The following is a 26898-nucleotide window of genomic DNA, read 5'->3' as shown; positions in this document are numbered from 1 at the left end:
TGTCAGTCGCCCTTGGGGCCGAACAGCTTCTTCAGCATGTCGGCCATCGGACCGCTCGTAGGCAGCTTCTTCGGCTGAGCCGAATTGCGCGCCTGATGGATATGGGATTGCGCGCCCTGCTTCTTTTGCGCCTGCGGCTTGTCCTCGTCCGGCTTGCCGCCGGTCGCAAGCGCGATCTTGTTCAGAAGCTGCGAGTCCTCACCGCGCACCAGCATGTCGGCATTGTCGGCGATGGCGTCGAGCAGCGGCACCAGCCAGGTCTGGTCGACCTTGGCGAAATCGCCGAGCACATGGGCGTGGACGAGGTCCTTGACGCCAGGATGGCCGATGCCGAGCCGCAGACGGCGATACTCCTTGCCGCAATGGGCGTCGATCGATTTGATGCCGTTGTGGCCGCCGTGGCCGCCGCCGACCTTGATGCGGGCTTTTGCCGCCGGCAGATCCAGCTCGTCATAGATGACGGTGATATCCTTCGGATGCAGCTTGTGGAAGCGCATGGCTTCGCCGACCGCCTCGCCGGAGAGGTTCATGAAGGTCTGCGGCTTCATCAGCAGAACCCGTTCGCCGCCGATTTCACCCTCGGCGATCTCGGACTTGAATTTCTTCGACCAGGAGGAAAAGTTATGGCGGCGATGGATGACGTCGACAGCCATGAAACCGATATTGTGGCGGTTTGAGGCATATTTCGAACCTGGATTGCCAAGTCCTGCAATGATCAGCATGTCGTTACGCTCCGTCGGGCTTTCCCCGCTTCACGAGCGCGAAACGCCATCAGAGTCAATCCTTATTTCGTTGCCTGTTCGCTTCCGCTCGGCCGAACGCCGTAACGATCGAAGATCGCATCCTGGGTGCCGTTGCCGATCAGGCGGTCGAGTTCGCGCTGCATCTTCTCGACCGTTTCCTTGTCCATGTCGCGATGGCAGGCGATGCCGTAATATTCTCCTTCCAGCATCAATGCCGCCTCGACGGGCTTGCCCTCGGCACGCATGCTTTCGAAGGTCTTCTCCGATGTCATCATCAGGTCGATGCGGCCGCCGATCAGTTTCTTCAGCGTCGAATCGAGATTGGTCGCATAGTCGATCTTCTCGAAGCCGTGTTCCGTGAGGTAGGTGGCGGAAAAATCTTCCCGCTGGGTGCCGATGGTGAACCGCTTTGCCGCATCGATCGAACCGGGGGCGATGTCAGATCCCTTGCGCCGGACCATGATCATGTGGTCGACGAGCAGCGGCTGCACCCACTGGAACAGCTTTTCGCGCTCGGTGTTGCGGCCGGTGGTGAAGACGCAATAGGACGCATCGGTTTCTGCCAGCATGTAGGCCCGCGCCCAGGGCAGGACTTCGATCGTATAGGGAAGCTTCAGCCCCTCCATGATCGCGGTTACCTGCTCGACCGAGGCGCCGCTTGCGCCGCTCGAAGTCGAGAAGTTGTAGGGCGGGTAGTCCTCGGTGACGAATTTGATCGTCTGTGCTTCGGCGGCGGTGGAAAGGCCGAGGAACAATGCCAGGATCAGCTCTTTCACGCCTTGCTCCTTCGCGCCAGTGTCTGGCCGTTATGCCTGGATGTTGGCCTTGACTTCGGAATCGCTCTCCAGCATGGCCAGCATCTTGCCGATCGGCATGGGGCGGCTGAAAAGATAACCCTGCCCACAATCCACACCAAGCTTGCGCAGGAGTTGCCACTGCTCCTTGGTCTCGATGCCTTCCGCGACCACGGTGCAGCCCATCTGGTGCGAGATCGTGCGGATGCCCTTGATCAGCATCCGGCTCTTGCGGCGGATATCGGCGGTGCCGGAGCTGAGCGAACGGGTGAAGGACTGGTCGACCTTGACGATGTCGACCGGGAAGCGGTTGAGGTAGCTCAGCGACGAGTAGCCCGTTCCGAAATCGTCGAGCGCGATCCGGCAGCCGAACTCGTTGAGCTGCTTCAGCACCGCGTGCACTTCCGGATTGTCGAGCATCAGCACCGCCTCGGTGATTTCGATGACGATCCGGTTCGGCGAAATATGGTGCTTGAGGAGCAGGGCCGCGAGCTTGTGCGGCAGCGTAAGCTCGAACTGCAGCGGCGAGAAGTTTACCGCGAGATAGGTGTTCTGCGTGCCGTCGAGGGCGGAGATATCAGCCAGATGCCGGATAGCCTTTTCGAGAATGCAATCGCCGATGCGGGCGATCGTTCCCGTTTCCTCGGCAATGCCGATGATCTTGCCCGGCGGCATCACGCCCTTTTCCGGGTGGTTGAGGCGCATCAAGGCCTCGAAGCCGGCGATCTGGCCGTCGCTGAGGCTGACGATCGGCTGCAGCCACGCCTCGAAGTGATCGTCCTTGAGGGCCGCTTCGATGCACTGTTCGATCTCGTGGCGCTCGCGCGCGGCATCGAGCATGCTGGCGTCGAAGACCTGCAGACCGTTCTTGCCGTCGCGTTTGCGCGCATACATCGCCATGTCGGCGTTGAGCAGCAGGTCCGAAGCATTCTCGGCGTGCTCGGGATAAACGGAGATGCCGACGCTGGCGCTGACGAAAAGTTCGTTGCCGGCAATCGGCATCGGCTCGCGCAGGGCACTGACGATGCGCTCGCCGATTTCAGACGCAAGAGTGGCGACGTCCTTATCCGATACCAGGATCGCGAACTCGTCACCGCCGAGGCGTGACATGACATCGTCAGGGCGCAGGGTTGCGCGGATCAGCTCGACCGTGTGGCGCAGAACCTCGTCGCCGGCGGCATGGCCGAAATTGTCGTTGATCCACTTGAAGCGGTCGAGGTCGATGAACAGGCAGCCGACCTGGATGCCGCAGGCATCGGCGGTGACGATCGCCTCGTCGAGTGCCGCCTCGAAGCCCTGGCGGTTGAGAAGGCCGGTGAGGTGATCGGTGATCGCCTGGGCATGGTTGCGGCTTTCGGCCTGCTTCAACGCGGTGACGTCGGTCATGACGGATAGCGACAGGTCGCCATCGCCGGCCGTTTCCGTCTCCAGGATCAGCACGGTCATGAACGCGCCGTCTGCTTTGCGGAAGGGGACTGTGACCTCGCAGATGTCGTGGTCGCCGACGGCAATCGCCTTGGCGTGGCTGCGGTACGTCTCGTGCCAGTGCGGGTCGATGAAATCGGTGAAATCCTCGCCGATCACCTGTTCGCGGTGATAGCCGGTTGCCAGCAGCCAGTAATCGCTGACGGCGCAGAGGCGGTTGTCGGTGTCGAGCGAGAACAGCATCGCCGGGGTCAGGTTGTAGATGTCGGTGGCGCGCTCATGCGCGCTCTTCAGCTCCATCGACTCACGCTCGAGCCGGTCCTGCATCTCGTTGAAATTGGCAGCCAGCGCGCCCATTTCGTCGTCCGAGGTCCAATCGACCCGGTGGCGCGAGCCCAGGCGCCGGGTCGCCTCTATGGCGGACGTCAAGCGCATCAGTGGGCGAATGACGGTGAAGCGGTTGCCGATGAGCGCGGCGGCAAAGACGGTGGCTACGGCAATCAGCAGGATGGCGAGGATAGCCAGCTCGTCCTTGCTGAACTGCGATAGCAGGCCGGGTGTCGGCGCGCGCACTTCGATGCTGCCGATTTCCTTGATGCCGTCGATCGAGTCGTAGGAAATGGGTGTTTTCAGGCTGCGGCTGTCGCTGTCGATGCCGAGGCCGCCGGAGGGCATCTGCGCGAGGATCGAGCCGGAGGTGTCGCGGATGGTGACAGCGACGATATCGGTGTCGTTCATCAGCGAGCGGGCGATGCGCTTGATGCCGTCGCTGTCGAAATCCCAGATCGGCTTGCCCAACGCTTCGGCGCTTGCGCCCATCAGAAGCTCGATGTTGTGCAGGCGCTCACGGGCGGCGCGTTCGCTGGAGATGCTGAGGAAGAGCACGAAGAGTGGGGCAACGAAAACCAGCATTGCACCGCAGACAATCGCAATAAATCGGTTCTCGACGGAATGCATCACTGGACGCATCCCCCAGGCGTTGCCACTCGTGTCATTTCGGATTCTCTTTAGACGCTTGCTTACAAATTTCCCCGGCGCAAGAACATCATCAAAACCTTAAATGTTGCTGAAATTGCTACGTGACAATTCGTGAGGAAGCCTGCTCGATTGCAGGACAGGGACAGCACGGCGGCAACCGGTGCGTTCAACGCAAAAGGCCCGCCTCGTTTGACGGGGCGGGCCTTTCAATGGGTACCGCAGGGTATCCGGCCGATGCCGGATCGCCGCTTCACCTCAAGGTGAATCAGGCTTCTGCTTCGCCTTCTTCTTCTTCCTTCAGACCGCCAGCCGGAGCAGCGATCGTGGCAACCGTGAAGTCGCGGTCGGTGATAACCGGGGTCGCGCCCTTCGGCAGCTTGATGTTGGAGATGTGGATCGCGTCGCCGACCTTGTGACCCGACAGGTCAACGGTCAGGAATTCCGGAATGTCGTCGGCAGCAACGGCCAGTTCGACTTCGTGGCGAACGATGTTGAGAACGCCGCCGGCCTTGAGGCCCGGGGACTTCTCTTCGTTGACGAAGTGAACCGGAACCTGAACGGTGACCTTGCTGTCCTTGGAGACGCGCAGGAAGTCAACGTGCATGGTGAAGTCGCGGACCGGATCCAGCTGGTAGTCCTTCGGCAGGACGCGGATCTTTTCGCCGTTGACGTCGATGACCGCAACGGTGGTCATGAAACCGCCGGCGTGGATCTTCATCGTCACGTCCTTGGTGGACAGCGCGATCGAAATGGGGGCCTGCTTGTCACCGTAGATGACAGCTGGGATAAGACCGTTGCGACGGAGTTCACGGGAGGACCCCTTACCAACCCGTTCGCGCGTCTCGGCCTTGAGCTCATAAGTTGCGTGGCTCATAGGTAGACCTTTCTATGTCTAATTCTGGAGAGTTCATCCGCAACGCGGAAAAACCGAAGCCGCATGGGCTTCATCCGCGTTGCCTCCAAGGGTGTCTACGCGGACGGGCGGTGCATAGACGAGATCACCCGCAAATGCAAGCTTTGCCGTGGTTTTAAAGCATGTGGCGCAGAGTGCACAGCGGTTTTGCGATAACGACTTGCGTGAAATCAAAGTGCGAAGGCGCGTCGCGCTCAGGCCTTTTTGCGCGTGAAGCGCGCCAGCGCCAGCATCAGGCCACCGGCGATCAGCCCCCAGAAGGCGCCCGAAACGCCGCCGAAGCTGACGCCGGAGGCGGTGACCAGGAAGGTGATTGCGGCCGCCTCGCGTGTCCTGGCGTCGGTGAAGGCCGCCATGGCGGAGCCGGCAAAGGCGCCGACAAGCGCAAGACCGGCGACTGCCTCGATCAGCACCGATGGTGCGAGGCTGACGAAGGTGGTGACCGCGCCGGCGAGCAGGCCGAAGATGACATAGAAGATGCCGGCATTGATCGTCGACCAGTAGCGTCGCGCCGGATCCGGATGGCTGTCGGCGCCGGCACCCATGGCCGCCGTGATCGCCGCAAGGTTGACCGCATGGCCGCCGAAGGGCGCGCTCAGCATCGAAAACAGGCCGGTCGTCGCGAACAGCGGGCCGGGGGTGGGGTTATAGTCATTGACCTTCATGACGGCGATGCCGGGAATGTTCTGCGACGCCATTGTAACGATGAACAGCGGCAGCGCGATGCTGATCATCGCAGGCGTCGTGAAGGCGGGCATCACGAATTCCGGCCGCGGCACCAGAGCCGAAGACAGCTCGGCCAGGGCATCAGCAGGCATTTCGACGCCAAAGGCGATCACCAGCACGAAGGCGAGCAGGGCGGCCGGCACCGCATAGAGCTTGTTGACGCTGCCGACGATCGCCCAGGCCAAGAGGATCGGCAGGCCGAACAGCGGATTGAAGCCGATCGCCTTGACCGGGGCAAAGCAAAGGCTGAGCAGGACGCCGGCCAGCATGGCATTTGCCAGTGTCGCCGGAATGGACGAGACCATGCGGCCGAGCGGCTTCCAGAGGCCGGCAATAACGATGAGCAGGCCGCAGACGAGGAAGGCACCGACCGCGGCGTTGAAGCCGCCCTCGACCATGCCGGAACTGGCGAGCAGCGCGGCACCAGGCGTCGACCAGGCGACGCTGACCGGCAGCCGGGTCACGGCACTGAGGATGACGGCGCATACGCCCATCGAGATCGACAGCGCCATCAGCCCGGATGCGGCCTGTGCTTCTGTCGCACCGACGCCGCCAAGGCCGTGAAGGACGACGGCGAAGGAGCTGGCGAAGCCGACAAAGGCGATCAAGAGACCCATGAAGAGGCTCTGGAGCGAGAAGTCACGAAGCATGGCTGGCAACCGGTTGTTGTGAATGAGTGTCGGATGATGCTCGAACTCGCGTATCATATTCCGCCGGCGTGTCGATACCGCCGGCGTGATGAACGCATCAAACGCGCTGATGCGGGCATGAAGGTGGACCTTCGTCTTGCTGGACCTCTCATCCAATCGATGCCTATAGTATGGCCAAAGCAGGCTCAGCCGTTTGGGAGATCGGGTGGGACTTGCGTTGCCGGACGTGGCTTGCAGGGAGGAAACCGATGCCTGCCGTCAGGGATCATACGGAATACGTCTATCAGGTTGCGCACCGGTCCTCGGCGGCTGCAAGCTCGCCGGTGGCCGCATCCTGGCGCCGCTGCATGACGCTCCATGGCCTGGCACCTGAGGATCGGCGCACACCGGTTCGACTTTCCGATAGCGAGTTCCGATTGGCGCGGCAGCGATCGGCCGAACTGATCGCCGAGGCGGGCGGCGAACTCGACCGGCTGTTTGCGACGGTCGGCAAGGCCGGCTGCTGCCTGCTTCTGACCGACGACAAGGGCGTGGCGCTGGAGCGGCGTGGTGCGGTCGGTGACGATGCGGATTTCCGCGATGTCGGACTGTGGTCAGGAACTATCTGGAGCGAGGCCAGCGTCGGCACCAACGGCATCGGCACGGCGATCGCCGACGAGCGCGCCGTCATTATCCAGCGTGATCAGCATTTCCTCAGCAGCAATATCGGGCTTAGCTGCACGACCGCGCCGATCCGCGATCACCTCGGCCGGCTGGCGGCGGCGATCGACATCTCCACCTGCCGCGATGATGCGTCGGAGATCACCGTCTCGCTTTTGTCACAGGCCGTGCGCGATGCGGCCGCGCGTATCGAGGCGGGGCTCTTCCGTCGAGCCTTTGCCGGATCGCGGATCGTGCTCGTGCCGATCGACCGGGCAGGGCCGGCACTTCTGGCTGTCGATCGCGACGACCTCGTCAAGGGCGCGACACGCGCGGCGCGGCAATGGCTCGGACTCGACGACAAACGCATCGCCTCGGGCATTCCGGCATCCGATCTTCTCAAGGAGGATCCGTCCGGCGACGGGAGCGAGCTTCCCGATGCCGAGCGGGCCGCGCTTCGGCGCGTGCTGTCGCGCGCCAATGGCAATGTGTCGATGGCAGCCGAACTGCTCGGCATCAGCCGCGCCACGCTTTATCGCAAGATGAAACGGCTTTCGGTTAACTGAACTTTTACCTCATCTGAGGCTGCCCCCTCATCCTAACCCTCTCCCCGCTGGCGGGGAGAAGGTCCCGGCAGGGGGATGAGGGGCGGAAGCGGCTCGAATCACTCATCAACGCGCCGCTTATTGCGCTGCAGCACGCTGACCTCAGCCCAGGTGTCTCACATCTGAAACAGATCGCGTCGCTGGCGATCGTGCCTCACTATCGAACACGCACGTTCGGCTTCACCTTCCTCTCACAGCTTTGGTTGCTGTTCACAGGGAGGAATGAACATGTTGCATCAGAAGATCGTCGAGAGCCCGTTCAAGCAGAAATACGGCAACTTCATCGGCGGTGAATGGCGCGAGCCGGTGGCCGGGCGCTATTTCGACAATACGACGCCGGTGACCGGCGGCGTGCTGTGCCAGGTCGCGCGCTCGGATGCGGCCGACATCGAGCTTGCGCTCGACGCTGCCCATGCCGTCCGCGAGAAGTGGGCGCGCACGTCGGCTGCGGAGCGGTCGAACATCCTGATGAAGATCGCCAGCCGCATGGAAGACAATCTGGAGCTTCTGGCGCGCGCCGAGACCTTCGACAACGGCAAGCCGATCCGCGAAACCATGGCCGCCGACATTCCGCTGGCGATCGATCATTTCCGCTATTTCGCCGCCTGCATCCGCGCCCAGGAAGGTTCTATCGGCGAGATCGACCACGACACGGTTGCCTATCATTTTCACGAGCCGCTCGGCGTCGTCGGCCAGATCATCCCCTGGAACTTCCCGATCCTGATGGCCGCATGGAAACTCGCGCCGGCGCTGGCCGCTGGCAATTGCGTGGTGCTGAAGCCGGCCGAGCAGACGCCGGCCTCGATCCTGGTCTGGGCAGACCTCGTCGGCGACCTGTTGCCGGCCGGCGTGCTCAACATCGTCAACGGTTTCGGTCTTGAAGCCGGCAAGCCGCTGGCCACCAGCCCGCGCATCGCCAAGATCGCCTTTACCGGCGAGACGACAACCGGGCGGCTGATCATGCAATATGCCAGCCAGAACCTCATTCCGGTCACGCTCGAGCTTGGCGGCAAGTCGCCGAACATCTTCTTCGCCGACGTGCTGGCCGAGGACGACGACTATTTCGACAAGGCGCTCGAAGGTTTCGCGATGTTCGCGCTCAACCAGGGCGAAGTCTGCACCTGCCCGAGCCGCGCCCTGGTCCAGGAAAGCATCTATGATCGCTTCATGGAGCGGGCGTTGAAGCGTGTCGAGGCGATCCGACAGGGCAACCCGCTCGACAGCGCCACGATGATCGGCGCGCAGGCGTCGAGCGAGCAGCTCGAAAAGATCCTCTCCTATATCGACATCGGCAGGCAGGAGGGCGCTGAGGTGTTGACCGGCGGCGGCCGCAACGTGCTCGAAGGCGAGCTGGCGGAAGGCTTCTACGTCAAGCCGACCGTCTTCCGCGGGCACAACAAGATGCGGGTGTTCCAGGAAGAGATCTTCGGGCCGGTGGTGTCCGTCACCACCTTCAAGACCGAAGCCGAAGCGCTGGAGATCGCCAACGATACGCTCTACGGCCTTGGCGCCGGGGTCTGGAGCCGTGACGCCAACCGTTGCTACCGCTTCGGCCGCGAGATCCAGGCGGGCCGGGTGTGGACCAATTGCTACCATGCCTATCCGGCCCATGCGGCCTTCGGCGGCTACAAGCAATCGGGCATCGGTCGCGAGACCCACAAGATGATGCTCGACCATTACCAGCAGACCAAGAACATGCTGGTGAGCTACAGCCCGAAGGCGCTCGGCTTCTTCTGAGGCTTCGCCATCGTTCCCTCTCCCCTATGGGAGAGGGCCTCCCAGGTGCGGCCGAGGGCTCTTCTCCAGCTCTCGCCCTCGGTCCACCCCGACTTTGAAAACGCAAGGCGCGGCGCTTGTTTCAAGGCGCTTGATTCGCGCATATCGTCATCGCAAAACCGCTGCACACTTTTGCGCGACATGCGCAAGGAGGCTCAACATGACCACCACCGAACCGCGCGTGCTGGCGACCGACGCGGCGCTCGAGTTCATCGCCGAGATCAGGCGCGATCATCCCGACATCCTGTTCCATCAATCGGGTGGCTGCTGCGACGGCTCGTCGCCGATGTGTTATCCCGCCGACGACTACATCGTCGGCGACAATGACGTGAAGCTCGGCGAGATTGGCGGCGTTCCCGTCTATATCAGCGCCAGCCAGTTCGAAGTCTGGAAGCATACGCAGTTGATCATCGACGTGGTGCCGGGCAGGGGCGGGATGTTCTCGCTCGACAATGGTCGCGAGCGACGCTTCCTGACGCGTTCGCGCCTCTTCGGTGGTGGCGAGGCCTGCCCGCTGGCGGCCACAGCCACGGCGACAAGCGCCGGCGCATGACCGCTACTTCCGCCAGCGTGAGCTGACAGCCGTGTCCTCTGTTGCGCTGCCTTCGCGACCGTTTTTCGTCCGATCCGCGCGCGTTCTACTGCAGACTGCCGTCGCCGCCGCGGTCGGCCGCCTTGAAATCGGCCATCACGCTGTTCAGGAACTCGCTTTGGGTGATCTTGCCGTCGCGGTTCACGTTGATGGCGGCAAACTGTTGGGCGTTAAGGACAGGCGCTACCTCGTCGGCGCTTAGAGTGCCGTCCTTGTTCTTGTCCAGATTTGCGAAAGCCGTTGTCATGAAGGCCTGATATTCGGACCGGCTGATCACGCCGTCGCCGTCGCGGTCGAGCCGATCCATTTGCCCCTGATACATCGCCGCAGGCTTATCCTGTGCGGCGACCGGAGCGAACTGGCAAAGCACGGATGCCATAAGGAGAGTCACTTTTCGCATCTCGTAGCCTTTCGCAATCAGCGGCAAGTCAAGGCATTACCAACCGCACCGCCAAGGGTGGCGCCGCCGCCGACAGCCCAGAGCTGACCGGTGCCTGCGCCGATGGCCGAGCCGGCGAACCCGCCAAGGATTGCGCCGCTGACGGTCCCGGCAAGGCAGCCGAAATCGCCGGTGCTCGTCCGAGAGTACGTAGCAGATTGGCAACCAGACAAGGCGAGGCCGCCTGCAAGAATGAGGGTTAGCGTACAGTTACTCATCTTTTCCTCCAAAATTATCCGGGGTGATCGGGATAGATCGGGGAGCCGCCATTTGCGTGGCGCTGCATGGAAGTAACGTTCCGATTATGTTCTTCTAAGAATCAAAAAGGCTTCTGTTCGATCAGAAGCACGTCATTGATGAACAATGCTGTCTGCAGAGAAAGGTGTCAGCAACAGCGGGCAGATGTTACCCCTTGGGATGGAAGATGACAACTCTCGGGGGCCGTTGCTACAGCGCCGCGCCTCCAACTAGACGCGCAAAGATTGCTGTAGCGCTTTGATTTACTGCATAATTCTTTCGCTAGACCGTTTTCGATTTAACGAAAGAATTATGCGCTAAGGCATGTCGCACAAGAGTGCACAGCCGTCTTGCGACAACGACATGCGTGAAATCGAGCCTTGGAAGCGCGTTGCATAGGGCTGCCTAAACGCAACGCGCTTTTCAGGAACGACAGAAAATGGGCGCCAAATCCCGCTTGACGAAGACGGATGCTTTTGCGGGCGGCCGAGCCTCTCTCAGTCGAAGAGGCTCGAAACCGATTCTTCCTGGCTGGTGCGGTTGATCGCCTCGCCGAGCAGAGTTGCCGTGGTGATGACGCGGATGTTGTGCGCCGACTGAACCGCCGTCGTCGGCTGGATCGAGTCGGTGATGACAAGTTCCTTAAGCATCGACGAGGTGACGCGGGCAACCGCGCCGCCGGAAAGCACGCCGTGGGTGATATAGGCGGTAACGCTCGTTGCGCCGTTCTTCAACAGCGCTTCGGCCGCGTTGCAGAGCGTGCCGCCGGAATCGACGATGTCGTCGATCAGCAGGCAGTCCTTGCCCTTCACGTCACCGATGACGTTCATCACTTCGGATTCACCCGGGCGGTCGCGGCGCTTGTCGACGATGGCAAGCAGACAGTCGAGACGCTTGGCGAGCGCACGGGCGCGTACCACGCCGCCGACGTCGGGCGAAACGACCATGACGTTCTTCAGGTCGTAGTTTTCCTTGACGTCGCGGGCGAGGATCGGGATCGCATAGAGGTTGTCGGTCGGAATGTCGAAGAAGCCCTGGATCTGGCCGGCGTGAAGATCGAGGGTCAGCACGCGATCGGCGCCGGCCTCGGTGATCAGGTTGGAAACCAGCTTGGCCGAGATCGGCGTGCGCGGACCGGGCTTACGGTCCTGGCGGGCGTAGCCGAAATAGGGCAGCACCGCGGTGATGCGGCGGGCCGAGGAGCGGCGCACCGCGTCGATCATGATGAGCAGTTCCATCAGGTGATCGTTGGTGGGGAACGAGGTCGACTGGATGATGAAGACATCCTCGCCGCGCACGTTTTCGCCGATCTCGACGAAAATCTCCTGATCGGCAAACCGCCTTACGGTCGCTTTTCCAAGAGGCAGGTTGAGATAGTTGCAGATCGCTTCGGCCAGCAGCCGGTTCGAATTGCCTGCGAAAACCTTCATTGACGGACCGCCTTGAGCTGGCGCGGCTACCGTCCGGGTTCATTTCCGGGAGCGGCATTTTCCGCGCAGATTCCGAGAGCCATTCCAATCGCGGACATTCATTGCGGATGGCCGCCGTTCAGAGCTGATCGGCCGCTTTTTAGCGACACTGAACTTGAATGCAAGGGGAATGCTGCGCCGCGAAGCGCATTATCCTAAAAACTTTGTATCAACCGGGTCTGGATTGCCGCCATTCGAGGTAGGCGCTGATGGTTTTGGTGGCGATTGCCTGCATGGTTTCGGCCGGAATGCCCTCCCAGAGATCGGCACCGACAGTGGCAACTGAGTCCTGCCCCTGAATGCGGTGCAGCCGATTGCCGCTGCCGTCGAGCACATCCCAGACGTAGACGATCGTGGTCTTGCCATTGTCCTTCAGGGCCGAGAAGTAGCCCTTGAGGATATGTTCGCTGCTGGCATCGGCCGAACCCTTGATCGTCAGGCCATGGCTGCGCGCCTCGGCGCCGAGCTGTTTCGACAGCGGCGTGACGGCGGCGACAGGCGCGCCGATGATCGGCAGGAAGCGGATCGTCCCGCTCGTCGCCGTGCTTGCGGAAGGCACGGAGGCAACGGCCGGCTGCTGCTGCTGAACCTCTTCGGCAACAGGTTCGGATGTTTCCACAGGCGCCGGCTCGGCGAGCATCGTCGTGTTCTGCACCGGTTCCACACCGGAAGCCAGGCGACTTGCCTGCGCCTCAAGCGAGCCGGCGGGATCGGTGTAGGTGCTGTCGCCGGTCGCATATTCCGTCGGCATGCTGGCAGGTGCCGGCTGGGAGGCGAAGGCCCGGGTCCGCTGCACCGGCGAGCTTTGCACCGGAACGACGGCGGTCTGCGTCGACATCGATTCGAGGTCGGACTGCGTCACCGGCGGCGAGCGGAACGTTCCGCCGCCGACATCGACCTGCGGTATCAGCGCGTCCGTGCTGTTACAACTTGCCAGGGCCGCTACAAGGCCAAGGCTTGCGATGGGCGTGATAAGCTTTCGCATCGTTCAAACCGTCCGTCTTTCCTTCGCGGCAGTTCTGTGAAGTCATCTCCTGTTGTCTGCCATTTCAGCGCGAGTGTAGGCGGATTTCCCTAAGCAGAAATGAAGTCCAGCCCATAACGGGAAAGAGCACGCGGCGTATCGGTGGTTGTGATGTAGGTCTGGCCGAGCGTCATGGCCGTGCCGCTGTCGGAATCCATGATGATCATGTGCACGAACAGCGACATGTCAGGCTCGATCTCCTGCGGGTTGCCGACATGGAACATCTGGTGCTCCATCCAGGACGGCGAGAAGCGCGCGCCCAGCGAATAACCGCAGGTGTTCAAGCGGTGCCGGGCCAGGCCGCGCTCGTCCATGATCTTGGCGTGCACGTCGAAGACCGTGCCGAAGGTGTTGCCGGGGCGCAGCACCATCTCGATCGCCTGGATGGTCTCACGGCAGGCGCTGTAAAGCTCGCGGTGGCGGTTGGTCGGTTCGCCGATCACGACGGTGCGCATCATGGCGGCGTGATAATGGGCGCTGACGCCCGCCCATTCCAGCGTCAGCTGATCCTGGCTGTCGAGCAACCGGCGGCCGGCCTTGTAGCGGCAGAGCAGCGCGTCGGCGCCCGACCCGATGATGAACTCGTTGGCGGGGTAGTCGCCGCCGCCGGCAAGGATCGCTCCCTGCATCGCGGCAAGGATGTCAGCTTCGTTGCCGCCGGGGCCGATCAGCGGCAGCGCGGCGTCGAGCGCGTCATCGGCAAGGCTTGCGGCCTTTTCCACATGGGCGATTTCGGCCGGGCTCTTGATCAGGCGCAGCCGGCTGACGAGCAGCGAGGCATCGACGAGCTCGCCGAAGGTCGAAAGCTGGTTGTCGACAAGGCGTGCGGTGCGGCCGGTCATGCCATGGGTGTCGTATTCGACGCCGATGCGGCTGCCGAGCAGGTCCATTTCGCTCAAGAGGTTCTTCAGGTCCATCGTCGGGTCGGCGTTGACACGGTCGACCCAGATCTCGATGCGCTCGATATTGGAGGTGTGACGGGCCTGGCGCAGGTCGGCCGAGCGCGTCAAAAGCACCATTGAACCGTCCTTCTTGACCACCAGCGTCTGGAAGAAGCAGTAGCCGAAGGTGTCGTAGCCGGTCAGCCAGTACATGCTTTCCTGGGCAAAGAGCAGAACCGCGTCGAGCTTGTCTTCGCGCATCTTCGCGGTCAGCCGCTCAAGGCGGGCGGCATATTCCTCCTGGGCAAATTGAAGCGCCATGTCAGGTCTCCCGTATGCAAATTGCGGATATCTGCCGGCCGTAGTCCGGCTCCTGCCGATGCGTGGTGCGGCGGTAGGAGAAGAAGCGATCCTCGTCTGCATAGGTGCAGATGTCGAGGTTTTCGGCAGTAACGCCGGCTGCGGTAAGGCGTGCGATGGTCAGGCCCGGCAGATCGAACATGGCGTGGCCGTCGCGTTCGGATGGGTTGAAGAATTGCGCATAGCTGCCATCGGTCGCCAGGAACCGATCGACGAACTCGGCGCCGACTTCGTAGTTGCGCCGGCTGATCGAAGGTCCGAGACAGGCGACGATGCGTTCGCGGCTGGCGCCGAGCGTCAGCATCGCCTCGATCGTGCTTTCGAGCACGCCGCCGAGCGCGCCCTTCCAACCGGCATGGGTCGCGCCGATAACACCGGCGTCGGCATCGGCAAACAGAATAGGTCCGCAATCGGCCGACAGAACGCCAAGCACGATGCCGGGCGTCGCCGTCACCAGGGCGTCGGCCGTAGGTCGGCTGCCGTCGTAGCTTGCGTCCACGACGATGGCGTCGGGGGAATGGACCTGATGGACGGTGGCAAGCTGTTCCGGAGCGGCGCCGAACCAGCGGCTGACACGAGCGCGGTTCTCACCGACCCGCTCCTTGTCGTCATTCGAGCCGAGACCAACATTCAGTCCGCGATAGATGCCTTCGGAAACGCCGCCTTGGCGGGTGAAATAACCATGTGCGATCGCCGGACCGGCCTTGTCGCTAAAGAGCGAGCTTTGCACGGGGGAAAGCGCGGCATCATGCTGCATCGGTGTTTTCGCCCTTTGCTTTGACGTGAGTTTCAATGGGGTTGGGGGCACGTGTGGCCCGGTGGCTGGCGGCTGATTTGCCAGCGCGATGTTGACCCGCGATGGCGGGGCTGTCAATTGCCGAACGACAGGGGTGCCGTTCGGCGCGGGCTTAGGGCCGATGGCGCAAGGCGCCAATCCCAAGGCTCAAGGGGCGCAGGAACACCCCAGGCCCTCTATATGATTTTCACCCTTGGCCGGCCACGCCCGAAGCAATCATGCCTTGGGTTTGCGAAACGGCGGAAGCGCGATTGGCGGGCTGCTGACGGCGAGCACCTTGAAAAGTTCGCCCATCTTGCCTTCGCCGGATCCGGCAAGCCTTTCGACGTCCTGGCGGATGCCTTCCTGGATCATTGCATCCTTCTCGCGGCCCAGCGCCGCGGCGCGCTCCAGAAGACCAAGGCCGATCAGGAAATCGCCCTGGTGAGCAAGCCCATTGATCTGCACGCCGTCGTTCTGCGCGCGCCGCGCCAGTTGCTCGAAGTCGACATGGCTGGTCAGGTCGGCGCGTCCAGGGTTGGCAAGTGGCGGATCGTACTGATGGTCGAGCAGCGCTTGCAGCGTGTCGCCGTAGTTCGTCGCCAGGTGCCCGTAGTCGATGATGACGGCGGTGCCGCCGCCGATCTTCAGCCGTTCGCAAAGGGCGGCCATGACTGCGTCGCGGGCAGGCGCGATCTCGAAGATCGTGCCTTCGGCAACTGCTTGTGCGGGCGTCGGCAACAGTGTCGGGTCGATGCCGGCAATCCCCGCGGCAAATGTCAGCTCGTCCTCAGCGTCGAGGCCGACCATGCGTTCGCGAAACCCTTGCGGCGTTCGCACGAACTGGCGGATCGGGATGGCATCGAAAAGCTCGTTGGCCGCCAGGAGCACAAAACCCTCCGGCAGCGTTTCGAAACTGGTGTGCCATTCCACCTTCTCGCCATGGGCGGCCAGTGTTTCCGCCTGGATCTTGCGCAGGCGATCACTCGTTTCGACGAGATGGACGCTGGCGGTGGCATAGAGTTCGGGGGACAGGCGCCTGACGACCCGTAGGACGTCGGACATCATCGTGCCGCGGCCGGGGCCGATCTCGACGATCACGGGCTGCTCCGGCGCGCCATGCTGCTGCCAGGCATGAACCAGGAAGATGCCGATCATCTCGCCGAAGAGCTGGCTGATTTCAGGCGCCGTGGTGAAGTCGCCCGCTTTGCCGAAGGGTTCGCGAACGCGATAGTATCCGTGCTCCGGATCCGCGAGGCAGAGCGAGAAATAGTCGGTGACGCTGATCGGTCCGTTGGTCCTGATCAGCGTCTTTATCTTGTCCGCGAGTGGTGTCGTCATGCGCCCGTCCAATTATGCAGCAGCGACGGCGGCCCGGCACGCCCGGGCGATGGCCCAGATGCCGGCAAGCGCCATCGGCAGCGAAAGCAGCATGCCCATGGTCAACCAACCGCCGGCGAGATAGCCGATCTGCGCGTCCGGTTCGCGGAAGAATTCGACGAAAATGCGGCTTGCGGCATAACCGAGCACAAAGATGCCGGTGACAAGACCCGGCGATTTCAGCGCATGGCGGCGATAAATGAACCAGGCGATGACGGTGAGCAGCACGAGACCCTCGAGTGCCGCCTCATAGAGTTGGCTCGGGTGGCGGGCAAAGGGGCCGCCGGTCGGAAACACCATTGCCCAGGGCATGGACGACAGCCGGCCCCAGAGTTCGCCATTGATGAAGTTGGCGATGCGGCCGAAGAACAGGCCGGTTGGCACCACGGTCGCGACGATATCGAACATGCTCCAGATGGCGATGCCGTTCCTGCGCGCAAAGACGATCATGGCGATGGTCGTGCCGAGGAAGCCGCCGTGGAACGACATGCCGCCATTCCAGATCTCGAGCGCGCGGATCGGGTTTTCGAGAACGGAGCCCAGATCATAGAAGAGGATGTAGCCGATGCGGCCGCCAAGCACGATGCCGCCGGCGGCCCAGAGCAGGAAGTCGTCGAGCTGCGCCAGGGTTGCCGCGGGTTCGCCATTGCGCCAGAGCGACGTGTTCTGCACGAGGCGGCGCGCGTAGTACCAGCCGATGAGGATACCGGCGACATAGGCCAGTCCGTACCAGTGGACAGCGAGCGGACCGATCTGGAAGATCACGGGATCGATTTGAGGGAAGGGGAGAATGGCGAGGCGGGTCGCGATGGTTTCCAAAATGTCTTCTCGTTCCGGACCGGTTGTTTTGCCGGAACATGGCGATCGAATCCGGCGGGGTCAAGGCCGCTTGCGGCCGACGGCCAGCCACAGTTTGGTGATTTTTCTTGCATCCGTTCGCGCCTGACCCTACCTGAAAACCAGGACCGCATCGCAGTGCGAGGCGGCGGCTGAATATGGAGATCAGAACGATGAGCACAGGCGCCAACCGCATCATGGATGATTTTGCCAAGTTGATGACCGATGCCGCAGGGGCGGCCCAGGGTGTGCGTCGCGAGGTCGAGACCGCGTTTCGCGCCCAGGCCGAGCGCGCGATGAATTCGCTCGATGTCGTCAAGCGCGAGGAGTTCGAAGCCGTGAAGGAAATGGCGATCAAGGCGCGCGACGAAAACGATGCGCTTCTGGCGCGTATCGAGGCTCTGGAAGCGCGTCTCGCCGAAAGTGGCAAGTAACGCGATTCTTGCGAAATAACGGCTTTTCAACGTTTCTACTTCGCCCGCGGATCGATTCTGCGGGCGTTTTGCTGTCGTTACTCCTTGGCGGTGTGAAACGCCGCACAGGGAGGTTAATAAAACCTGAAAAGTTTTCCACCTGTGGACACTGGCAAAAAACCCTTATGCCAGAGTCGCTTAACCACCCGCGCTGAATCGAAATGGCAACACGCAAGTGGTTGTACCCGGCTATTTTTCGGCCGGGGGGCTGGCAGCCAGACTCCGCCATTATACACTGATTTTAAATGATGATTCGAAACGGACCACGCAAGCTCCAGGCAGGGTAAGTCAGCCAGGATGGATGTGAGTTCAGCAATCATAGTGTGTTCTTATTCAGTGCCAGGTTTGCAGAGTTGCGTCTTGTAAACGTGATAACGCGCGCCTGTGTCGCGCCTACTAGGGTGATGCATGAGCCTTTTGGAAATGGAAATCGAGCGTCAGTCCAACCCGGTCGATATGATCGAGTTTGTGGCCGCCACCAATGACTGGTCATTCGAACGGTCGGGCGAGGACGAGATCGCCATGACCGTGGAGGGCAAGTGGGCGGACTACCACGTTTCCTTCTCGTGGATGGAAGAGTTCGAGGCGCTGCATCTTGCCTGTGCCTTCGACATCAAGGTTCCCGACAGCCGCGTCAACGAAGTCATCCGTCTTCTGTCGCACATCAACGGTCAGGTGCTCATGGGGCATTTCGATCTGTGGCGGCAGGAAGAGGTGGTGATCTTCCGGCAGTCGCTGCTGCTCGCCGGCGGCGCCGAGCCCACCAATCAGCAGGTCGAAGTTCTGCTTTCGAGCGCGCTTGATGCCTGCGAGTCCTATTTCCAGGCGTTCCAGTTCGTCGTCTGGTCGGGCATGGATGCGCAGCGCGCCGTTGATGCGGTGCTGTTCGAAACGGTCGGGGAGGCTTGAGATGGCAGCCGTCGCTTCCGGTCCCATCGTTCTCATCGGCGCCGGCAACATGGGCGGCGCCATGCTCAGCGGTTGGCTGAAGAGCGGCGTCAAGGGCGCCGACATTCTCGTCATCGATCCCGGCCCGCCGCCGGCGATGGCAAAGCTGATCGCCGACAATGGCGTCAGTCACGCGACCTCGGCTCCCGCTGGCGTCGAGGCTGCGGTGATTTTCATCGCCGTCAAGCCGCAGGTGATGGAGGCGGTGCTGCCGCCGCTGAAGACACTCGTCGGTGCAAGCACGGTGATAGTTTCAGTCGCTGCCGGCAAGACGCTTGCCTTCATCGAAAGCCATCTGGGTGCTACCGCCACCGTGCGCGCCATGCCCAACACGCCGGCGATGATCGGGCGCGGTGTTACCGGCGCCTTTGCCAATGCCCGCGTCAGCGACGCGCAGCGCGGCCAGGTACATGATCTCCTGAAGGTCAGCGGCCCGGTCGAATGGGTCGAGACTGAAGCCGATATCGATGCCGTCACCGCCGTTTCCGGAAGCGGTCCGGCCTATGTCTTCTACCTCGTCGAGTGCATGGCGGAGGCCGGGCGCAAGGCCGGTCTCAAGGCGGACCTCGCCATGCGGCTCGCGCGGGAAACCGTCGCGGGGGCTGGTGAACTCCTTTATCAGTCCCCCGACGACGCTTCGCGGCTGCGCCAGAACGTAACCTCGCCGGGTGGCACGACCGCCGCAGCACTCGCGGTGCTGATGGCCGATGACGGGATGCAGCCACTTTTCGACAAGGCCATTGCCGCTGCCCGCCAGCGCGCCGAGGAACTGGCCGGTTAATTCAAGAGCATTGTCATGTCGGAAACGATTACTTTCGCAGATTTCGAACGCGTCGATATTCGTGTCGGCACCATCATCGAAGCCGAGGTTTTCCCCGAGGCGCGCAAGCCGGCCTACAAGCTGCAGATCGATTTCGGCCCTGAAATCGGCATAAAAAAGTCATCGGCGCAGATCACGGTGCACTACCAGCCTGAGGATCTCATCGGCCGGCAGATCATGGCAGTGGTCAATTTTCCGCCACGCCAGATCGGTCCTGTCCGTTCCGAGGTTCTTACGCTGGGCTTTGAAGACGAGGCTGGCGCAATCGTGCTGGCCGCCATCGACAAGGCGATTCCCAACGGCCGCAAACTGATGTGATCCGATGACAATCCATGTTGATCTGATACCCGAGCGCGTCAAGGTCTCCTGCCTTTGGCGCGCGGCTGATGCTGCGCGCGACTGGCGCGCCAGCCATGTTCTCTCGCTGCTCGATCCGGAATTGCCCGATACCGACGTGCCTGTTATCGCCGAGGCGAGCCACCGCGTCGTGCGCATGCGCGATCAGGAAAACGCCGGTGCGACGCAGCATTTCCCGGATCTGGTCCTTGAAGTGTTCGAAGCGATGCGGCCGGCTGCCGACGACAGGTCGAGCCGCATTCTGGTGCATTGCCATGCCGGCGTCAGCCGTTCGACCGCTTTTGCCTATGGTTTGATCGCCCACCAGCTCGGCGCCGGCCGCGAGGACGAGGCTTTTCGGGCGCTTTTGATGATCACCAGAAAGCCCTGGCCGAACCGCCGGATCATCGAGATCCTCGATGCGTCGCTTGGTCGTGAGGGCCGGTTGCTTGCACCGCTCGACGCCATGCGCGCGCGCCATCCGCGTCGCATCGATGCCTGGCACCGCTTCAACGAGCGGCGCGGCCTGATTTCCATATATTCGCGCTAGAGCATTCCAGGAAAAGTGCGAAGCGGTTTTCCGTCAAGAAATGCGTAAAAACAAAGAGATAGAGCGTTTGTGCGGTTCCGTCTAAATCGGAAACGCTCAAGAATAAACCGGCCGAAGGTGGGCAGCGCTTTCGGGGAAAACGACTTGCTTGGGGATGCTCACGCGTCCGACAGCAACGCGTCGGCGTAGCGCTTGAGCGAGCGATTGTAGCGGGGCAGATGGCGCGCCAGACGGCCGAGCGCCAGGCCCGCCGCCTCCTGCGCTCGTCCGGCATCGACGAGCGAGAGCGCCAGAAAGCCTAAGACCGCATCGTCGAGTTCGTCGGATGGCATTGTCCGTTCGGCCTCCAGCAAGGCAATGCTCTCTTCGATCTGCCCGAGATTGCGCAGCGTGCTTGCAAGCTGGATGGTGGCGCGGCGGCGGCGAATGCCGGAGAGGCCACCGGCAAGCGCCTGCCGATACAGAGGTGCTGCATTTGCTTCGTTGCCGAGGGAATCCTGGGCTGATGCACGCTCGAAGAGGCCGATCGGATCGCCGTCCGGAAGTTCGGCGGCCAGCACATCGAGCCGTGCGATAAACGCGTCCGCGTCCATATGGCCGAAATCCGCCCAGTGCAGCGCCAGCCGCTGTTCCCAATCGTCCCAGTCTAGCGTGTCGGACAAGTCCGGAGCCTCCATATTTGCAGCGCTGACCAGATCGCCCCGCTCACGCCGGCAAACGCACGGTTGCCCGCAGGCCGCCAAGCGGGCTGTCGCCAAGCGTGACGTTGCCGCCGTGGCTGCGGGCGATGTCGCGGGCGATCGCGAGGCCGAGGCCGGTTCCCGAACTGTCGAGATTGCGCGCCTCGTCGAGGCGGAAGAACGGCTTGAACACGTCCTCGCGCGAGCGCTCGGGAATGCCGGGCCCGTCGTCGTCGACCGTGATCGTCACCCATTTGGCGCTGTGGCGTGCCTCGATTTTGACCCGGTTGGCGTAGCGATAGGCGTTGGATGCCAGGTTGGCGATAAGGCGGGTGAAGGCGTTCGGGCGAACACGGACCTGGTCCTCCCCCTCGACGGAGGTCGTCAGCGTCTTGCCGTGCAGTTCTGCTTCGGCGGCAAGACGCGTCATCAGGTCGCTGAGCTTCAATTGCCCGACGTCTTCCTCAGCCTCCCCACGGGCAAAGGCGAGGTAACCTTCGAGCATGTTCTGCATGTCGTCGACATCCTGATTGAGGCTTTCGAGGTCGGGGTTGTTGCCGGCGAGCGCCAGCTGCAGCCGGAAGCGGGTCAGGATGGTTCGAAGGTCATGACTGACGCCGGTGAGCATGGCCGTGCGCTGCTCGATCTGGCGCTCGATGCGCTCGCGCATCTGGATGAAGGCAAGGCCGGCGCGGCGAATTTCATCAGCGCCACGCGGTGCGAAGTCGTCGATCTTCTGGCCCTTGCCGAAACTTTCCGCTGCCTTGGTCAGCGCCAGGATCGGCCGGATCTGCCCGCGCAGGAACAGGATGGCGATCGACAGCAACACCAGCGAGGCGGCAACCATCCAGACGATGAAGATATGGGTGTTGGAGGCGTAGGCCCGGTTGCGGCGGGCATAGACCCGGAGCATGCGGCCGTCGTCGAGCTTGATGCGGATTTCGACAAGGTTGGAATTGCCGACCGTGTCGATCCAGAAGGGGCGGCGGACCTGGTCGGAGATCTCCTCGCTCAAGATTTGATCGAGGATCTCGAAGAAGGGCTTGGGCCGCGGCGGCGGCAGTTCGCCGCCCGGTTCGACGGAAATGCTGAGATTGAGCTGGTCGCGGGCGATGCGGACGATTTCCGAAATGTCGCGATCGGCGGGGAAAGTGGCGATCAGATCGACGATTGCCGCGATATCTCCGGTCACGGCTGCCGAGAGGCGCTGTGTCACCAGTTGCCAGTGCCGCTCCATGAAGATGAAGGCGACCACCGATTGCAGCAGCACCATCGGGATGATGACGATGAGCAGCGAGCGGGCATAGAGGCCCATCGGCAACCGCCGGCGCAGCCAGCGGGTGACGCGCTTCCACGGATTGTCGCTCGGGTTTGCCGCCTCGCGCCGCATACTGTCAAAGCTTGCCATCGGTTTCCGCTGCCCTCATCGGGGTCGCCACTCTAAAGCGCGTCGCGATCTCCGGGATTCGCTTCTTGCGCTTTAATTTCTTGTTTCTGCGCATGTCGCGCAAAACCGCTGCGCACTTTTGCGCGACATGCTTTAGTCCACGCTCAATCTATAGCCGATGCCGCGGACCGTCTGTAGCCAAACGGGATTGGAGGGATCGTCCTCGATCTTGCGCCTCAGGCGATTGATCTGGACATCGATGGTGCGCTCGCCGACCTCGGCATCGTCGCCGATCAGCTCGTGGCGCGGGATCGTCTCGCCGGCGCGTTGGGAGAACAGCGTCATGATTTCCTGCTCGCGGTCGGTAAGGCGGATGTGATCGGCGCCGCGTCGAAGCTCCTTGCGTACCACGGAGAAGGTGTAGGGACCGAAGATCACCTGATCGATCTTGGGCGCCTGGGCCGGCTGGTTGCGCCGCAGGATATTGCTGATGCGCAGCACCAGTTCGCGCGGCTCGAACGGCTTGGAGAGATAATCGTCGGCGCCGGCTTCGAGGCCCTCGATGCGAGAATTCGATTCCGCCAGCGCCGTCAGCATCAGGATCGGCACGGTCTTGATCTGGCGCAGGCTCTGCGTCAGGGAAATGCCGCTTTCGCCGGGCATCATCACGTCGACGATCAACAGGTCGAAATCGAGACCGACCAGCTTGCGTCGCGCTTCATCGGCGTCGGCGGCGGTCGTGACGCGAAAACCCTGTTCGACCAGATAGCGGTTGAGCAGATCGCGGATACGCCTGTCATCGTCGACGATCAGTAGATGGGCTGCATCGTCGGAGACTGTCGCTTTTGTTGTCATGCCTAGCTTTCCCCCGTCGCCCGCCGATAGCGGGCTTTCGACATTTCAGTCCCCGGCGCCGTTCTTCATGCAGGCAAGGAAGCGCTTGACGGTTTCGCGCGCGCCGGGACCCGTCTTTGCCAATGCATCGGCTATGCGGCGGGACTGTGGCTCGGCAAGCGCACGGGCAAGCGCCTGGCCTTCCTCGGTGGTATAGAGCATGCGCTGGCGCCGGTCCTCTGGCCCCGTGACCTGCCGGATATAGCCGGAATCGATCAGCTGCTTGAGCACGCGGGCCAGGCTCTGCTTGGTGATCTTCAGCGTATCGAGCAGGTCTGCCACGGTCATGCCCGGCTCGCGGTCGACAAAGTGCACGACGCGGTGATGGGCGCGGCCGAAGCCGCTCTTTTCCAGGATCGCATCCGGATCGGAGGTGAAGTCGCGATAGGCGAAGAAAAGCAGCTCGATGATTTCGAAGTCGATCGTATCATCGTCGTGCGCGACCGTGTCGCCCACATATCGGGTGTTTTCTTTGGATTGGCCGGCCACGCGGTCATTTCCTTTCAGCCAAGTTGCAACTTACGAAACAATCGGAAAAATATGTCAGCTTTATTGACATATTTTTACCGCGTTGGTAGCGTCCATGCTCGGTAAGCGAGACATTTGGCGGCGGTAATACCTCAGGAGGATATGCCGCGCCGCACTGATCGCAAATCCAAAATCTCGAAATTGAATTTTCCCACAATCAGTTTGCCGATAAACTGAAAGCGGGAAGATAATCAACAGCAAGAATGGCGCACAAGCGCCAGAGGACGACATCATGGCAGCGGTTCCTTTTGATCAGTTGGACGGCGAAATCTGGTTCAACGGCGAGTTCGTCGCGTGGAAGGACGCCAAGATCCACGTGCTGACCCACGGCCTGCACTATGCAAGTGCCGTATTCGAGGGTGAGCGCGCCTATGGCGGCCGCATTTTCAAGCTGACCGAACACAACCAGCGCCTTCACAACTCCGCCGAAATCCTCGGCTTCAAGATTCCCTATTCCGTCGAAGAACTGGACGCGGCGAGCGTCGAACTTCTGAAACGTCAGGGCTTCTCCGAAGCCTATGTCCGGCCGATCGCCTGGCGCGGCAGCGAGATGATGGGCGTTTCGGCCCAGAGCAACCGCATCAACGTGGCGATCGCCATCTGGCAGTGGGGCAGCTATTTCAACCCGGCCGAAAAGCTGAAGGGCATTCGTCTCGATATCGCCGAATGGCGCCGCCCGGATCCGAAGACGGCGCCGTCGAAATCGAAAGCTGCCGGCCTCTACATGATCTGTACGATCTCCAAGCATGCGGCGGAAGCCAAGGGCTATGCCGACGCGATGATGCTCGACTACCGCGGCCAGGTGGCTGAAGCGACCGGCGCCAACATCTTCTTCGTTAGGGATGGCGTCATCCATACGCCGGTGCCGGATTGCTTCCTCGACGGCATCACCCGCCGCACGGTGATCGAGCTGGCGAAGCGCCGCGGCTACCAAGTGGTCGAACGGGCGATCATGCCGGAAGAACTGTCCGGTTTCAGCGAGTGCTTCCTGACCGGCTCTGCCGCCGAGGTCACGCCTGTTTCCGAGATCGGCCCCCATCGCTTCACGCCGGCAACCATCTGCGAAACGCTGATGAACGACTACATGAAGGAAGTCTATCCGGTTGCAGCGGCAGCCGAGTAACCGGATTATCCCTGAATGCAGAAAAGGCGGCCCAGGGCCGCCTTTTGTCTTGCTACGGATATCGTTCGGAAGGCGTCAGGCTTGTTTTCCGAGGAATTGCCCGACGATGCCGCTCAACACACCGCCGCCGACGAGGCCGCCGAGTGCCTGCATCGCAAGACCAGTTGCGGCCGCTTCGCCACCGAGCATCTGGATCAGGAACCCCCCGCCGAGGCCGCCGATAGCGCCGACGATCGTGCGTGCGACGACACTGAATGCCCCTTGCTTCAACACTGCGCTGGCCGCGTTGCCGCCGGCCGCCCCCGCGATCAATTGGGTAATGATTGGCATTAATGCTTCCATTGATCCCTCCGTATCCAGGCCCGTCGAAGACGAGCCGCCAAATGCCGATGATCCGGCAAGGACAGGTTGAGGCCGAATTTAGACTCTTGTCAATTTGGGGAAGTCACGGCTGCCTTCTGTGAAGGCGTTACTCGCTAAAATGTTGCTGTTTCATGCCGGAAACCGCGCTTTTCGAGCTTCGAAAGCCGAAAAATGACAGAATTACTGCAGTGTTCGAGGATCGTTTCAGCCGCCCGTGGCTAAAAAAGACTGGTGATTCGCTGCAGTGCAAACGAAAACTCCAGCGGCCAAGCCGCTGGAGTTGGTTGTGTATTCGCCCACGTGGAGGCGTGTTTCGTTTAGCGATAGACGTAGACGATGCGGCGTGTTGTCGGCTCGACCAGAACCGGCTGGCCGTTGATGCTGACATAGTCGTAGCTATAGTCCGGCACGCGGCGCACTTCGACTGTCTGCGGCAGCTCGGCGCCGACCACGACTTCGCCGTCGAGATAGACGGTTTCGCCCGGGTTGGTGGTGATATAGGTGCGCACCGTATCCGGCGGCGCGATCGGATCGACCTCTTCGACAGGGCCGAGCAACTCGTCACCGGGTGCAGGCATTGGCGGATCGCCGGCCTGCGCCTCATAGGTCACGACGGGAACCGCCAGGTCGGCGCGTCGATCCTGAACGACGACAGCAGCGCCGCCGAGATCGGTGGTCAGATATTGGGCATAGACCCAGCCACGAAGGCCGTTGACGTCGACACGGCACCACTTGCTGCCTTCGATGCAGCCATCAAGGACTGCGGTGCTGCCGCGTGTTGCCAGGCCAACGGTGGGATATTGCGGGCCCGGGCCAGCGCGGACATTGAGGTCAGTGACGGTTGTGGCGGTCATGGCTGCGAAGGCTGCCGAGGTGCCAGCTACGAGTACGAAACCCGCAGCCGCGGCAGTTCGCAACAGGGTGCTGGTAAGGTTCTTCATCATCATGCTCCTTCGTTATCCCTGATGAGCAAACGCAGCGATGGTGGGGATGTTCCCGCGGTAACGTCACGAAATGTGAAGATGCGACATACTAACCCTGTCGCAGTTCAACCCGGCGTTACGCCGAGGGAACTGTTTCGCGATCAAAGTATTTTTCCTGTCGATGTCGGGCAGGCGCCCGAGGGAACGATCAGCGATATGCCCGCGCAAAGAAGGTGAGCACGGGCAGGAGAGGGAGGTTCAATGTCGAATTCAGCTGTTAATCCGGTAAATCCTGCCATCAACGGCTTGCGCCCGGTGGTGGCAATCGTCGTTGCGGCCGAACTGCTTGTCTCGGCCTTGCTGCTTACCACCGTGCAGCTCCCCGCACCTCAGTCTCCATCAGCGGAAATTGCCAGCCTGCGTTAAAGCGCGTCGCGATCTCCACTGCATGTTTCCTTAGATCGTATTCGATTTAAGGCAGCATGCAGTCATTTAAGTGCTACCGCGACCTTTGCGCATCTAATAAGACGCGCGGCGCTCAAGGATTCGCTTGCTGCGCTTTAAGCTCTTGTTTTTGCGCATGTCGTCATCGCAAAACTGCTGAACACTTTTGTGCGACATGCTTTAATT

At 61.8% G+C, this 26898-nt stretch carries 29 protein-coding genes; 10 read left to right on the top strand and 19 right to left on the bottom strand.

All coding sequences use genetic code 11. The features are described from left to right. Positions 1-2 precede the first annotated feature (2 nt). From pth to ASD03_RS06960, 5 genes are all read right to left on the bottom strand, one after another. A complete protein-coding gene (gene pth / locus ASD03_RS06980) occupies positions 3-722 on the bottom strand; it encodes an aminoacyl-tRNA hydrolase (protein ID WP_025427935.1) in 720 nt (239 codons plus the stop codon). 62 nt (positions 723-784) lie between these two features. Further along, positions 785-1519, bottom strand: coding sequence for a transporter substrate-binding domain-containing protein (locus ASD03_RS06975; protein ID WP_057212571.1), 735 nt, complete (start codon positions 1517-1519; stop codon positions 785-787). Positions 1520-1549: 30 nt separating this feature from the next. After that, entirely contained in the window at positions 1550-3922 is a 2373-nt protein-coding gene (locus tag ASD03_RS06970) for an EAL domain-containing protein (protein WP_025427933.1), read from the bottom strand. 283 nt (positions 3923-4205) lie between these two features. Then, entirely contained in the window at positions 4206-4814 is a 609-nt protein-coding gene (locus tag ASD03_RS06965; RefSeq protein ID WP_025427932.1) for a 50S ribosomal protein L25/general stress protein Ctc, read from the bottom strand. Positions 4815-5047: 233 nt separating this feature from the next. After that, positions 5048-6229 carry a benzoate/H(+) symporter BenE family transporter gene (locus ASD03_RS06960; RefSeq protein ID WP_025427931.1) on the bottom strand — a complete coding sequence of 394 codons (1182 nt, stop codon included), beginning with the start codon at positions 6227-6229 and terminating at the stop codon, positions 5048-5050. A gap of 248 nt (positions 6230-6477) precedes the next feature. Here ASD03_RS06960 and ASD03_RS06955 point away from each other — a divergent pair, with 248 nt between their 5' ends. The 3 genes from ASD03_RS06955 (at position 6478) to ASD03_RS06945 (ending at position 9802) form a co-directional block, all read left to right on the top strand. After that, a complete protein-coding gene (locus tag ASD03_RS06955; protein ID WP_025427930.1) occupies positions 6478-7434 on the top strand; it encodes a helix-turn-helix domain-containing protein in 957 nt (318 codons plus the stop codon). Between the two features lie 267 nt (positions 7435-7701). Continuing rightward, positions 7702-9210 (top strand): aldehyde dehydrogenase, encoded by a 1509-nt coding sequence (gene adh, locus ASD03_RS06950; RefSeq protein ID WP_025427929.1) that lies wholly within the window; start codon positions 7702-7704, stop codon positions 9208-9210. Positions 9211-9409: 199 nt separating this feature from the next. After that, complete coding sequence (locus ASD03_RS06945; RefSeq protein ID WP_025427928.1) at positions 9410-9802, top strand: DUF779 domain-containing protein; 393 nt, start codon at positions 9410-9412, stop codon at positions 9800-9802. 85 nt (positions 9803-9887) lie between these two features. Here the strand turns inward: ASD03_RS06945 and ASD03_RS06940 are convergent, their stop codons facing one another. The 8 genes from ASD03_RS06940 to lgt all read right to left on the bottom strand — a co-directional run bounded on the left by ASD03_RS06940 (position 9888) and on the right by lgt (position 17225). Further along, positions 9888-10241: an EF-hand domain-containing protein gene (locus ASD03_RS06940; protein ID WP_025427927.1), complete on the bottom strand. Its 354-nt coding sequence runs from the start codon at positions 10239-10241 to the stop codon at positions 9888-9890. Between the two features lie 17 nt (positions 10242-10258). Then, entirely contained in the window at positions 10259-10498 is a 240-nt protein-coding gene (locus tag ASD03_RS06935) for a membrane protein (protein ID WP_025427926.1), read from the bottom strand. 516 nt (positions 10499-11014) lie between these two features. Continuing rightward, positions 11015-11947, bottom strand: a complete 933-nt coding sequence (locus tag ASD03_RS06930; RefSeq protein WP_025427925.1) for a ribose-phosphate pyrophosphokinase — start codon at positions 11945-11947, stop codon at positions 11015-11017. Positions 11948-12155: 208 nt separating this feature from the next. After that, positions 12156-12971 (bottom strand): hypothetical protein, encoded by an 816-nt coding sequence (locus ASD03_RS06925; RefSeq protein ID WP_025427924.1) that lies wholly within the window; start codon positions 12969-12971, stop codon positions 12156-12158. Between the two features lie 89 nt (positions 12972-13060). Further along, positions 13061-14212, bottom strand: coding sequence for a Xaa-Pro peptidase family protein (locus ASD03_RS06920; RefSeq protein ID WP_025427923.1), 1152 nt, complete (start codon positions 14210-14212; stop codon positions 13061-13063). A 1-nt stretch (position 14213) separates the two neighbouring features. Further along, positions 14214-15008, bottom strand: coding sequence for a peptidoglycan editing factor PgeF (gene pgeF, locus ASD03_RS06915; protein ID WP_025427922.1), 795 nt, complete (start codon positions 15006-15008; stop codon positions 14214-14216). 255 nt (positions 15009-15263) lie between these two features. Continuing rightward, positions 15264-16367: a class I SAM-dependent methyltransferase gene (locus tag ASD03_RS06910; protein WP_025427921.1), complete on the bottom strand. Its 1104-nt coding sequence runs from the start codon at positions 16365-16367 to the stop codon at positions 15264-15266. 12 nt (positions 16368-16379) lie between these two features. Continuing rightward, positions 16380-17225: a prolipoprotein diacylglyceryl transferase gene (gene lgt, locus ASD03_RS06905; RefSeq protein WP_057212569.1), complete on the bottom strand. Its 846-nt coding sequence runs from the start codon at positions 17223-17225 to the stop codon at positions 16380-16382. Between the two features lie 191 nt (positions 17226-17416). On the opposite strand from lgt, the gene ASD03_RS06900 reads away from it, so the two are divergent. The 5 genes from ASD03_RS06900 to ASD03_RS06880 all read left to right on the top strand — a co-directional run bounded on the left by ASD03_RS06900 (position 17417) and on the right by ASD03_RS06880 (position 20370). Further along, positions 17417-17677: an accessory factor UbiK family protein gene (locus ASD03_RS06900; protein WP_025427919.1), complete on the top strand. Its 261-nt coding sequence runs from the start codon at positions 17417-17419 to the stop codon at positions 17675-17677. 447 nt (positions 17678-18124) lie between these two features. Beyond that, positions 18125-18625, top strand: coding sequence for a YbjN domain-containing protein (locus ASD03_RS06895; RefSeq protein ID WP_025427918.1), 501 nt, complete (start codon positions 18125-18127; stop codon positions 18623-18625). 1 nt (position 18626) lies between these two features. Continuing rightward, positions 18627-19445 carry a pyrroline-5-carboxylate reductase gene (gene proC / locus ASD03_RS06890; protein ID WP_025427917.1) on the top strand — a complete coding sequence of 273 codons (819 nt, stop codon included), beginning with the start codon at positions 18627-18629 and terminating at the stop codon, positions 19443-19445. Between the two features lie 15 nt (positions 19446-19460). Further along, positions 19461-19802, top strand: coding sequence for a tRNA-binding protein (locus ASD03_RS06885; protein WP_025427916.1), 342 nt, complete (start codon positions 19461-19463; stop codon positions 19800-19802). A gap of 4 nt (positions 19803-19806) precedes the next feature. After that, positions 19807-20370 (top strand): protein-tyrosine phosphatase family protein, encoded by a 564-nt coding sequence (locus ASD03_RS06880; protein WP_025427915.1) that lies wholly within the window; start codon positions 19807-19809, stop codon positions 20368-20370. A gap of 158 nt (positions 20371-20528) precedes the next feature. Here ASD03_RS06880 and ASD03_RS06875 read toward each other — a convergent pair whose 3' ends face one another. The 4 genes from ASD03_RS06875 to ASD03_RS06860 all read right to left on the bottom strand — a co-directional run bounded on the left by ASD03_RS06875 (position 20529) and on the right by ASD03_RS06860 (position 23820). Continuing rightward, complete coding sequence (locus ASD03_RS06875; protein ID WP_198956839.1) at positions 20529-21032, bottom strand: tetratricopeptide repeat protein; 504 nt, start codon at positions 21030-21032, stop codon at positions 20529-20531. Between the two features lie 43 nt (positions 21033-21075). Next, positions 21076-22458 carry an ATP-binding protein gene (locus ASD03_RS06870; RefSeq protein ID WP_057212567.1) on the bottom strand — a complete coding sequence of 461 codons (1383 nt, stop codon included), beginning with the start codon at positions 22456-22458 and terminating at the stop codon, positions 21076-21078. 132 nt (positions 22459-22590) lie between these two features. After that, complete coding sequence (locus tag ASD03_RS06865; protein ID WP_025427912.1) at positions 22591-23292, bottom strand: response regulator transcription factor; 702 nt, start codon at positions 23290-23292, stop codon at positions 22591-22593. A 45-nt stretch (positions 23293-23337) separates the two neighbouring features. Further along, on the bottom strand, positions 23338-23820 hold the full coding sequence (locus tag ASD03_RS06860; RefSeq protein WP_025427911.1) for a MarR family transcriptional regulator: 483 nt from the start codon (positions 23818-23820) through the stop codon (positions 23338-23340). A gap of 271 nt (positions 23821-24091) precedes the next feature. On the opposite strand from ASD03_RS06860, the gene ASD03_RS06855 reads away from it, so the two are divergent. After that, the gene (locus ASD03_RS06855) at positions 24092-24982 is read left to right on the top strand and encodes a branched-chain amino acid aminotransferase (protein ID WP_025427910.1); all 891 of its coding nucleotides are present in this window, start codon (positions 24092-24094) and stop codon (positions 24980-24982) included. Between the two features lie 75 nt (positions 24983-25057). Here ASD03_RS06855 and ASD03_RS06850 read toward each other — a convergent pair whose 3' ends face one another. Beyond that, positions 25058-25324, bottom strand: a complete 267-nt coding sequence (locus ASD03_RS06850; RefSeq protein WP_025427909.1) for a hypothetical protein — start codon at positions 25322-25324, stop codon at positions 25058-25060. A gap of 338 nt (positions 25325-25662) precedes the next feature. Next, the gene (locus ASD03_RS06845; protein WP_025427908.1) at positions 25663-26286 is read right to left on the bottom strand and encodes a DUF1236 domain-containing protein; all 624 of its coding nucleotides are present in this window, start codon (positions 26284-26286) and stop codon (positions 25663-25665) included. A 243-nt stretch (positions 26287-26529) separates the two neighbouring features. Between ASD03_RS06845 and ASD03_RS39890 the strand changes: the two genes are divergently transcribed. Next, positions 26530-26694 (top strand): hypothetical protein, encoded by a 165-nt coding sequence (locus tag ASD03_RS39890; RefSeq protein ID WP_164474916.1) that lies wholly within the window; start codon positions 26530-26532, stop codon positions 26692-26694. Positions 26695-26898: the final 204 nt, after the last annotated feature.

The organism is Ensifer sp. Root127 (genome assembly GCF_001425225.1).
Classification (GTDB): Bacteria; Pseudomonadota; Alphaproteobacteria; order Rhizobiales; family Rhizobiaceae; genus Ensifer; species Ensifer canadensis.
The sequence above is the reverse complement of the archived record's forward strand: the minus strand, read 5'-3'. Positions and strand labels throughout refer to the sequence as shown.